Below are 10,374 nucleotides of genomic sequence, written 5' to 3' on the forward strand. Positions count from 1 at the left end.
CCGCTCGCCCTTCCTCGCCCCCCCCCCCCCGGGCCCCCCCGCCGGGCCCGCCCCCCGGCCGGGTGTACCGGGGGGGGGGGCGCGGGCCGTTCCGGTGCGGATGGCCGACCGGCTCTCCCGCCCTGGCCGGGCTGGGCGCCCGCCCGGATCCGGTGCCCGGTGATGCTCAGTGCTTGGCGAAGTTCTGGGTCCAATAGATGCCACGTGAGCTGTTGGCCACGCCCACCCCGAGGTGGGTGTAGGCGCAATTCATGATGTTGGCCCGGTGACCGGAGCTGTCCATCCAGCCCTTCACCACTTCGGCAGGGGTGCGCTGGCCCATCGCGATGTTCTCGGCCCAGGCACGCATCGGGCTGAACCCGCTCGCCTTGATACGGGCGGTCATGTCCCGGCCGTCGAGTGAGGTATGGCTGAAGTAGTTCTTGGCGGCCATGTCGTCGGAGTGGCCCTGCGCGGCCGAGCGCAGCTGGGGGTCGGAGACGAGTGGAGCGCAGCCGCCCTTCTGCCGCTCGGCGTTGGTCAGGCGCACCACCTCCTCGGAGACGGCGGACCCTCCTCCCGGTGCGGGGGTGGGGGCGGTGGTGGTGGCCGTCGGGGTGGGGGCCGGGGCGGTGGAGGTGGAGCTCGGGGTCGGGGTGGCCGCGGGGGAGCAGGCGAGCCTGACGGCCTTGGAACGGCTGACGTTGCCCCGGTAGTCGGTGACGACGGAGTAGTAGACGCCGGGGGCGCACGCCAGTCTCACGGTCACCCGCCCGTTGGTCCCGCGCAGGGAGGCGCTCTTGACGACCGGGTCGGCGCCGGCCACGGCGCGCTTGATGCGGATGCGGACCAGCGCGGTGTCGTCGCAGCCCAGCCGGGCGGCGGAGGCCTGGATCCGTCCCGCCGCGGTGACGTACGGCTTGGCGGCGTACACGCGGCACTCGGCCAGGGGGGCGGCCGCGGCGTGCGCGGTGGCGATCGGCGTGCTGAGGGCCGCCAGGCTCCCGAGGCACAGCAGTACCCCTAGCGGTCTGCGCATGTCGGTTCCTCCAGTTGGTGAGACGCTGGACGGTTCCGCATTCTGTCGGGGACAGATCGGCCTTGTCAGCAAATTACCGACATTAATTGTGGGCTCCAGGTAAACCAGAGTGATCACATAGGCGTCTGGGGTCGGCGATGCACCGGTCCAATTTTGGGGTGATCTACCATGGAAAGTCCCTTTGTGGCCTGTCTGAGCTGGACATTCATGACATCGGCCGGTAGGGAGATCGACTGGACCGGGTCGGGCGAAGGGTGCCCCTCGGAGCGGAAGGGAAAAAATATTCACGTTGCCCGGGGCCTACCAAGCGGTCGCTCGCTGCGATTGAATATGGCATGATCTCCCCGGCGCCATCCCCCGCCGTCGTCACCGTGCCGCGCGGCGTGCGCATCGGCTACGGTGTCGGCTCGATCTGCACCGCGACCTTCTCCACCGTCCCCGGGCTGCTGCTGCTCTTCTACATGACGAACGTGCTGGCGGTTCCCGCCTGGATCGCCGGGGTGGTGGCCTTCCTCCCCAAGCTCTGGGACATGTTCATCAACCCCTGGGTGGGTCAGCGCTCCGACCGGACGGTCTCCCGCTTCGGGGCCCGCCGCCCGTGGATGCTGCTGGGCGCGCTCACCCTGCCGGTGGCCTTCGCGCTCACCTTCGCGGGCCCTCCGCTCACCGGCCTGTCCGCCGCGCTGTACGTCGGCCTCTGCTACTTCCTCACCGCGACGGCCTACGCCTTCTACGAGGTGCCGTACAAGGCGATGCCGGCGGAGATGACCGACGACTACCACGAGCGCTCCTCCCTGCTGCAGTGGAAGATGGTCTTCGTCGGTCTGGGGATCCTGCTCTCCGGGGCCGTCGCGCCGGTGATCGCGGGCACCGAGGTCTCCGGCTACCGGACCATGGGGCTGGTCGTCGGCGCGGCGCTGCTGCTGTCGATGCTCGCCTCCTTCTTCGGCACGGCCCGCGCCCCGATGGTCGCGCGGGCCGAGGCGGAGCCGTCGCTCGGCGCCCAGTTCACCGCCGCCCGCTCGAACGGGACGTTCATGGTGCTGCTCGGGCTGAGCTGCGCCCAGATGCTCGCGGCCGGGATCATGCTGGCCGGCGCACCGTACTTCGCCACCTACACGCTGGGTGATCCGGCGGCGACCACCACGCTCTTCGTGAGCCTCGTCGGCCCGCTGCTGATCACCATGCCGCTCTGGGTCTGGCTGTCCAAGCGTTACGACAAGCGCGGGGCGATGATCCTGTCGTCGGCGCTGTTCACGGTGGGCACCGTCGGGATGGTCTTCTCGGGACCGCTCGGCTCGGTGTACGCGCACGCCTGCGTGCTTCTCGTCGGCATCGGTTACGCGGGTTTCCAGCTGCTGCAGTTCTCGATGCTCTCGGATGTGATCGTCCATGACACGCTGGTCACCGGAAAGCGGCGTGCGGGGGTGTTCACCGGGCTCTGGACCGCCGCCGAGACCGTGGTCTTCGCGTTCGGCGCGCTCATCCTCGGCTGGCTGCTCGGCGCGACCGGATTCGTGGAGTCCGACCCCGCCACACCGGTCGCGCAGCCCGAGTCGGCGACCACGGCCGTGCTGTACGGCGCGACGCTGCTGCCCGCGCTGCTGATGGTGGTCAGCATCCTGCTGACCATGCGCTACACCCTGACCGCGGAGAAACTCAGGGAGGCCGGAGCCGGGGTGACCGAGGCAGCGGAGACAGCGGAGACCCAGGCCGACTGAGGAGGATGACCGGGTCCGGTTCGGGGTGATCGCGGCCCGGGCCCGGGAGGGCCGGGCGGTGGGGTCATGACAACAGCTGAGGCGTGATCATCAGGAAGCCGCAGTCGCCGAAGGAGACGACGTCGCCCGGCCGGACCTTCGCCGGGCCGACCAGGCGCCAGTCGTTCAGCCGGGTGCCGTTCAACGAGCCGAGGTCGACGAGGACCCAGCCGTCCTCGTCGCGGCGGAGCTCGGCGTGCACCCGGGAGACGGTCAGGTCGGCGAGGACCAGGTCGCAGGCGGAGCCCCGGCCCACCACGTAGCGGGCCCGGTCGTCGGCGGGCAGTGCCAGCCTGGGCAGTCTGGGACGCCGCCAGGCCGACTCCACCCGCTTGGTGAAGTCGGAGGCCGAGGCGACGACCTCGGTGATCATGCGGCGGAACCGGCCGCGTTGCGGCAGGTCGGCGACGAGATTGTCGAGTTCGCCCTGGTTGCGCGCTCGCAGGGCCATATCGACGCGACCGAGGAACGTGTCGTGCGACAGATGCCCCTCGACAGCACGGTCACGGAGCTCGTTGATCGCACGATCGCGATCCCCGTCGGAGGCGCGGGACGGGGGATGCGTCGAGCTCATCCTCCGAGTATCGGCCCCAAGGGCGGAACCTGTCCAGAATATGCAGATCTCTTGCAACTGACATACTGGGTATGCATACTCAGTATGTATGGCGATTCGACAAGGGCTCCTCGCCCTGCTGAGCCAGGGACCTCGCTACGGCTACCAGTTGCGCGCCGAGTTCGAGGCGTCGACGGGGGCGACCTGGCCGCTCAACATCGGTCAGGTCTACACGACGCTCTCCCGGATGGAGCGCGACGGCCTGGTGAGCCCCGGTGAGCAGGACGAGCAGGGCCGGGTCGTCTACTCGATCACCGAGGCCGGTCGGGCCGAGATGGAGCGATGGTTCGGCACCCCCGTCGTCCAGTCGGACCGGCCTCGGGACGAGCTGGTCATCAAGCTCGCGATGGCGGTCACCGCCGCCGCAGACGTACGGCCGATCATCCAGGCCCAGCGCACCGCGACCATGCGCACGCTGCAGGAGTTCGTCCGCGCCAAGCGCGCGAACGTCGAGGGCCCGGCCCAGCGGCTGGTGCTCGACTCGATGATCTTCCAGGCCGAGGCCGAACAGCGCTGGCTCGACCACTGCGAGGCCGTGCTCACGGCCACTGCCGAACCTCCGACCCCCTAGGTGCGGGCTTTCCGGAAACAGGCCCGGGAACGCCAGGTCCCGGCCACGGGATCTCGACGCGGGCCCTTCAGACGTAGGAGACAGACTTGACATCCTTCCCCCACTCGAATCCAGCGCTCCGGACGCCGGAGGGACCCAGATGACCCTCGGCCCCGTCGTGCGGCTCGCCGAGGTGACCCGTACGCACGGCGCGGGATCGCAGGCCGTGACGGCACTGCGCGGGGTGAGCCTCGACGTCGAGGCCGGAGAGCTGGTCGCGGTGATGGGCCCCTCCGGGTCGGGCAAGTCCACCCTGCTCAACCTCGCCGGCGGCCTGGAGGGGCCCACCTCCGGATCGGTGACCGTCGAGGGCACGCCGCTGGCGAGCCTGTCGGTACGGGAGCTCGCCGGGCTCCGGCGCAGGCACGTGGGTTATGTCTTCCAGGACCTCAACCTGATCCCCTCGCTCACCGCGCTGGAGAACGTGACCCTCCCGCGCGAGCTGGACGGGGTCGCCTTCAAGGTCGCCCGCCGAGAGGCGTTGGAGGTGCTCGCCGAGGTCGGCGTCGGCGAGGTCGCCGACCGCTTCCCCGACGAGATCTCCGGCGGCCAGCGCCAGCGGGTCGCCATCGCCCGCGCGCTGGTCGGGGAGCGGCGGCTGTTGCTGGCCGACGAGCCCACCGGCGCGCTGGACACCCCGACCGGCGACGACATCCTCCGGCTGCTGCGCACCCGCTGCGACGCGGGAGCCGCCGTGCTGCTCGTCACCCACGAACCCCGCTACGCCGCCTGGGCCGACCGGGTGGTCTTCCTGCGCGACGGCGAGATCGCCGACTCCACCGCCGTCCCCTTGGAGAGCGCCCGATGAGCGCGCGAACGGACACCCGGTCACGAGGCGGGAGGATCTCGTGAGCGCCTTGCTCGCCGCGCTGCGGATCTCCCGCAGGGACGCCCTGCGGGCCGGCGGCCGCAGCGCGCTGATCATGCTGATGATCGGCCTGCCCGTCCTCGTCATCACGGGTTTCCTGACCCTGGTCGAGACCGCCGACATCAACCCCCGCGAGGGCCTCGGCGCGGAGCTCGGCACGGCCGACGCCCTGATCCGGATCGCCTCGGTGCAGGGGGAGGTGAGGCAGGACATCAGAGGCCGGATGTGGTCGAGTAACGAGGCGTCCAGTGGTCCCGCGCGGCCCAGGACACAGGCCGAGGTGGGAGATCTCCTCGGGCCCGGGGTCCGGTTCCTCCCGGCGAACGAGGGCAGCGTCGACTACCTGGCCGCCGACGGCCGCGACCACGTGAGCGCGCTCGAGGTGGACCTGCGAGACCCTCTGACTGCGGGAATGTACCGCCTGGTCGAGGGCCGGTTCCCGGCCTCCGCCCAGGAGATCGTGGTGACCCCGGAGCTACTGGGGCGGGGGGCTCGCCTCGGCGCGCCGCTGGAGGTTACGCGGGACAGGAAACCGATGAGGGTCGTCGGTGTGATCGAGCACCCGCACCGGACCCGTGCCACGGAGATCGTCGGGCTCCCCGGCACCCTGCTCTTCGCCCAACCCGGTACCCAGGGCACCAACTGGCTGGTCGACACCCCGGGACCGGTCACCGGGGCCGTCGTCCAGCGGCTGAACGCGGTCGGACTCCTGGTCCAGTCCCGCGCCGTCATCGAGAACCCGCCCGACCGCGACTGGCTCACGCCTTCGGGCAATGAGAACCGGCCCGTGGCGATCGGACTCGCCGGGGTCATGATCGTGCTGGAGGTGGTGCTGCTGGCCGGCCCCGCCTTCGCGGTCGGCCTCCGGCGCCGCCGCAGGGAACTCGCGCTGATCGCCGCCCAGGGCGGCTCACCGAGGCAGCTGCGTTTGATCGTCCTCGCCGACGGCATCGTTCTCGGCGGCGGGGCCGCGGCGCTCGGCCTGGTCCTCGGCGTGGGCCTGGCGTCGCTCTCGGCCGCACTGGAGGCGGGCCGGCTGATCGGCGCGATCGGCCCACTGGAGATCCCCTGGCTCCCGATCGTGGGCGTCACCCTGCTCGGCGCGGGAAGCGGGGTGGTCGCCGCCCTGGTGCCCGCCGTACAGGCGGCCCGCCAGGACGTGGCGGCGGTGCTCGGCGAGCGCCGGAGCATGGTGCGCGACCGGGTGGGCCGCCCGGTGCTGGGCCTGATCCTCCTCGCGGCCGGAGTCGCGGCGACCGTCCTGTCCATCAGGTACGACGTGGTCTGGGTCTTCGCCGCCGCGGTCCTCACCCAGTTCGGGCTGGTCGCACTGGCACCGAGGCTGGTCAGGAGTGCCGCGGCCCTGGCCGCCCGGCTCCCGCTACCCTTCCGGCTGGCCGCCCGCGACGCCTCCCGCCACCGGGGCCGCACCGCTTCCGCCGTCGCGGCGGTGATGACCGCCACGGCCACGGTCGTCGCGGCCGGCATCGCGGTGAACAGTAACTTCGCCCAGAACCGGGACGCCTTCCAGGCGGTCGTCCCGGCCGGGAGCACGACGATCGAGGCCGGTGACCTCGACGACGACCGGTGGGCCACGCTGAGAGCCACCGTCGGGCGCGTGCTGCCCGGGGTGCCACTGGTCGAGGCCGCCGTGCTCAAGGACACCAGGGGGGCGTCCGTCTGGATGGAAATCCGGCCCACCGCTGAGAACGCCGAGGACGAGAGGAGACGCTTCTATGGAAATCTTCCCATCGGAGACGAACGGCTGCTCACGCTCGTGCAGGGACGGCGGGACCCCGTGGCGGCGGCCGCGCTCGCCTCGGGAAAGGCAGTGGTGTTCGATCCCCGCCTGGTGCGGGACGGGAAGCTCACCCTGAACCCCGTCGTGACGGCGACCGCGGTCCCCTCGGGAGAGGCCGTGGTGTTCGACGACGAAACCGCGATACCCAGGAACATCGTGGTTCCCGCCGTCCTGGCCAGGGCCGCCGATCCCCGGCACGCCGTCGCGGTGCTGCCAATCGCCGCCGTACGGAACGCCGGGCTGAAGACCGAGCCCCGCGTCCTGTACGTCGACCCGGCCGCACGCCGGCTCACCGAACGGCAGGGAGTGACGCTGGAATGGGAACTCGCGGCAGTGGTTCCCGGGGCCGACCTCTACGTCGCCGTCGAGCGCGGATTCCAAGGCGACATCGTCCCCGAGATGTGGCTGCTCCTGGGCGCGGCGGTCATCCTGGTGCTGGGTGGCACGTTCGTCGCCACCGGGCTCGCGGCGGCGGACATGCGGCCCGACCTCACCACGATGGCCGCCGTCGGGGCGCCGCCAGGCACACGCAGGCTGGTCGTCGCCGGGCAGGCCGGATTCATCGCGGGGCTTGGCGTGCTGATCGGCGCGGTGGCCGGCGCCGTGACGGGAGTCGCCGCGACCTGGCCTATGACGGTTCGGACACACGGGGTCTTCTCATTCCTCCCGCCGGGCGTGCCGACGGTCGAGATCCCCTGGCTTCTCCTCGCGGCCGTGGTGATCGGTCTGCCGGTGCTGGCGGCTCTGCTGGCGGGGGCGTTCACCCGTGCGAGGGTGACCCTGACCCGCAGGACCGGCTAGCTGTATTGACCACGAACGTTGTTGACAGTTGGGCTTGATCAATAGCGAAGACCTCCGATGTGGTGGAGGTGTCTAGGCTCCACACCACACACGGAGGTCTTCGTGTCCCGCGAGCCCGGAGTCAGTCGGTGACGTCGGCGCAGACCACGTGGGCGCCCAGCTCGACCATCCGCTGCTCGCTGCGGGCGTCGGCGACCCTGGCCATCAGGATCGGCGCCTCGCTCGCGGCGAGCTGCGGCAACCGGGCGCGCACCCCGCGATGGATGTCCCTGACCACGTCCTCGGCCGCCGACATGTGCACCTTCACGTGCAGCATGATTCCCGGGGCGCCGGAGGAGGTACTGGCCTCGGAGATCCACACATGATGGACGAGCGGGTAGTCGACGAGCAGGTGCGAGATCGCGGCGCGCAGCGCGGGCAGGATCGGGTGCTCGCACCGCCGGTAGCCGGGATCCACCATCTGCATCGGCCCCGACAGATGGGGCCGGGGCGCGGGGATCCACGGCTGGGCGGGTGCGGCGGGCACCGGCGTCCGCTGCGGGCGCACCGGCGCGGGACGCGAGACCGTGGCCATCGCCCCGGTCGCGTACGCCGTCGGCGTCGCGCTCGACAGCACGGGCGCGGGGCCGCTGCGCTTCGAGAGCAGGTACCGCTGGAGATCCTCGATCGGCACGGCCGCGGCCGCGGGTCCCGCCGCGTCGATCACTATCTCCCGCACGCCGGTGACCCGCTGGATGTCGAGGACCGTGTCGGCGTCGCACGCCGACAGTGAGTGGCCGCCACGGTGCCGCGCGTAGGTGTCCGCCGAGGTGTACCCGAGCAGGACACGCTCACCGGCCTGCGTCGTGCCGAGCACGACGGAGCGGTCAGGTCGCACGGCGACCAGGAGTCCCCATTCGGCAAGCGCCGCCAGCAGCCGGTGCGGCTCGCCGTGCTGCGCGAGGACGTTGCCGAGAGCGGGGTTCCCGATGCTCATATGAGGAACGATAGGTAGTGACCCACGGCTTATCAGGGTAATCGCGAAGTTTTCTTAGGATCAAGACCAACTTGAATTTTTGGCGCATGGGATGCGTCAGGGGCGGGTACCGGCGTGCTGGATCATGGAGGCGGTCGCGTCTCGCATCTCGGGACACTCGTGAATACGTTCACAAGCGCCGATAGACTACGTGAGGTCCGTGCACCCTCACCGCCTAGTAAGGATCCAGCCTGTGAACAAGCCCGTCGTACTGGTCGCCGAGGAACTTTCCGAGGCCGGTCTCGCGGTCCTGGGCGCGGACTTCGAAGTCCGCCACACCGACGGCGCCGACCGTGCCCAGTTCCTGCCCGCGCTCGCCGACGTGGACGCGCTCATCGTGCGCAGCGCCACGCAGGTCGACGCCGAGGCGATCGCCCACGCGCCCAAGCTCCGCGTCGTCGCCCGCGCCGGTGTCGGTCTGGACAACGTCGACGTGGAGGCCGCCACCAAGGCAGGCGTCATGGTGGTCAACGCGCCGACCTCCAACATCACCAGCGCCGCCGAGCACACCGTCGCGCTGATCCTCGCCTCCGCCCGCAACGTCGCCCAGGCGCACTCCGCGCTCAAGGGCGGCGAGTGGAAGCGCTCGAAGTACACCGGCGTGGAGCTCGACGAGAAGGTCGTCGCCATCCTCGGTCTCGGCAAGATCGGCCAGCTGGTCGCGCAGCGCCTCCAGCCGTTCGGCGTCGAGCTGATCGCCTACGACCCCTACCTGCAGCCGGCCCGCGCCGCGCAGATGGGCGTCCGCCTGGTCACGCTGGAGGAGGCCCTGCGCGAGGCCGACTTCATCACGGTGCACCTGCCCAAGTCCAAGGAGACCATCGGCCTCATCGGTGACAGGGAGCTGCACGCGGTCAAGCCGAACGTCCGCCTCATCAACGTCGCCCGCGGTGGCATCATCGACGAGAACGCCCTCTACTCCGCGATCAAGGAGGGCCGCGTCGCCGGGGCCGGCATCGACGTGTTCCCGAAGGAGCCGGTCACCGACAGCCCGCTCTTCGAGCTCGACCAGGTGGTCGTCACCCCGCACCTGGGCGCCTCCACCCACGAGGCCCAGGAGAAGGCCGGCACCCAGGTGGCGCGTAGCGTGAAGCTCGCCCTGGCCGGGGAGTTCGTGCCCGACGCGGTCAACGTCCAGGGCGGTGCCGTCGCCGAGGACGTCAAGCCGGGCCTGCCGCTGGCCGAGAAGCTCGGCCGGGTGTTCACGGCTCTCGCGGGCGAGGTCGCCACCAAGCTCGACGTCGAGGTGCGCGGCGAGATCGCCGCCCACGACGTCCGCGTGCTGGAGCTGGCCGCGCTCAAGGGTGTCTTCACGGACGTGGTCGAGGACTCCGTCACCTACGTCAACGCCCCGCTGCTGGCCAAGGACCGCGGCGTCTCGGTCGAGCTGGTCACCAGCGCCGAGAGCCCCGACTGGCGCAACGTCGTGACGGTCCGCGGCGTCCTCGCCGACGGCCGTGCGGTCTCGGTCTCCGGCACCCTGTCGGGTCCGCGGCAGATCACGAAGATCGTCGAGGTCAACGGCTACCAGATGGAGATCGAGCCGACCGACCACCTGTCGTTCTTCACCTACACCGACCGCCCCGGCGTCGTCGGCGTGGTCGGCCGCATCCTCGGCGACCACTCGATCAACATCGCCTCGATGCAGGTGGCCCGGGACGTCAAGGGCGGCAAGGCCCTCATCGCGCTCACCGTCGACACCGCCATCCCGGCCGAGGTGATCGACCAGATCGGCGCGGAGATCGGCGCCGACAGCGGCCGCTCGGTCGACCTGGCCGACTAGGCCCTGTCCCGCGGATCTTGCCGTGGCGAGGATCGGTCAGGTGGTGTCTCGCAAGGCGGAGGAGGGAGCCGCAGCGTGCTGCGGTGACCGACGACAACGCGGCGA

8 protein-coding genes are annotated in these 10,374 nt (G+C 70.8%); 5 read left to right on the plus strand and 3 right to left on the minus strand.

What is annotated here, in order from left to right:
* Nucleotides 1-166: 166 nt before the first annotated feature.
* Nucleotides 167-1,018, minus strand: coding sequence for a CAP domain-containing protein (locus ABT130_RS45645; RefSeq protein WP_350966206.1), 852 nt, complete (start codon nucleotides 1,016-1,018; stop codon nucleotides 167-169).
* A gap of 335 nt (nucleotides 1,019-1,353) precedes the next feature.
* On the opposite strand from ABT130_RS45645, the gene ABT130_RS45650 reads away from it, so the two are divergent.
* Complete coding sequence (locus ABT130_RS45650) at nucleotides 1,354-2,739, plus strand: MFS transporter (protein ID WP_350966207.1); 1,386 nt, start codon at nucleotides 1,354-1,356, stop codon at nucleotides 2,737-2,739.
* Between the two features lie 64 nt (nucleotides 2,740-2,803).
* Here ABT130_RS45650 and ABT130_RS45655 read toward each other — a convergent pair whose 3' ends face one another.
* Entirely contained in the window at nucleotides 2,804-3,352 is a 549-nt protein-coding gene (locus ABT130_RS45655) for an FHA domain-containing protein (protein WP_350914725.1), read from the minus strand.
* Between the two features lie 88 nt (nucleotides 3,353-3,440).
* Here ABT130_RS45655 and ABT130_RS45660 point away from each other — a divergent pair, with 88 nt between their 5' ends.
* The 3 genes from ABT130_RS45660 (at nucleotide 3,441) to ABT130_RS45670 (ending at nucleotide 7,471) form a co-directional block, all read left to right on the plus strand.
* A complete protein-coding gene (locus tag ABT130_RS45660) occupies nucleotides 3,441-3,962 on the plus strand; it encodes a PadR family transcriptional regulator (protein ID WP_350966208.1) in 522 nt (173 codons plus the stop codon).
* Between the two features lie 139 nt (nucleotides 3,963-4,101).
* Nucleotides 4,102-4,809: an ABC transporter ATP-binding protein gene (locus ABT130_RS45665; RefSeq protein ID WP_350966209.1), complete on the plus strand. Its 708-nt coding sequence runs from the start codon at nucleotides 4,102-4,104 to the stop codon at nucleotides 4,807-4,809.
* 40 nt (nucleotides 4,810-4,849) lie between these two features.
* Nucleotides 4,850-7,471, plus strand: a complete 2,622-nt coding sequence (locus ABT130_RS45670; protein ID WP_350966210.1) for an FtsX-like permease family protein — start codon at nucleotides 4,850-4,852, stop codon at nucleotides 7,469-7,471.
* A 121-nt stretch (nucleotides 7,472-7,592) separates the two neighbouring features.
* Here ABT130_RS45670 and ABT130_RS45675 read toward each other — a convergent pair whose 3' ends face one another.
* The gene (locus ABT130_RS45675) at nucleotides 7,593-8,447 is read right to left on the minus strand and encodes a hypothetical protein (protein ID WP_350914735.1); all 855 of its coding nucleotides are present in this window, start codon (nucleotides 8,445-8,447) and stop codon (nucleotides 7,593-7,595) included.
* Nucleotides 8,448-8,679: 232 nt separating this feature from the next.
* Here ABT130_RS45675 and serA point away from each other — a divergent pair, with 232 nt between their 5' ends.
* Nucleotides 8,680-10,269, plus strand: a complete 1,590-nt coding sequence (serA, locus tag ABT130_RS45680; RefSeq protein ID WP_350966211.1) for a phosphoglycerate dehydrogenase — start codon at nucleotides 8,680-8,682, stop codon at nucleotides 10,267-10,269.
* Nucleotides 10,270-10,374: the final 105 nt, after the last annotated feature.

Source organism: Streptosporangium sp. NPDC001681 (assembly GCF_040298085.1).
In the GTDB taxonomy this organism is placed as follows: domain Bacteria; phylum Actinomycetota; class Actinomycetes; order Streptosporangiales; family Streptosporangiaceae; genus Streptosporangium.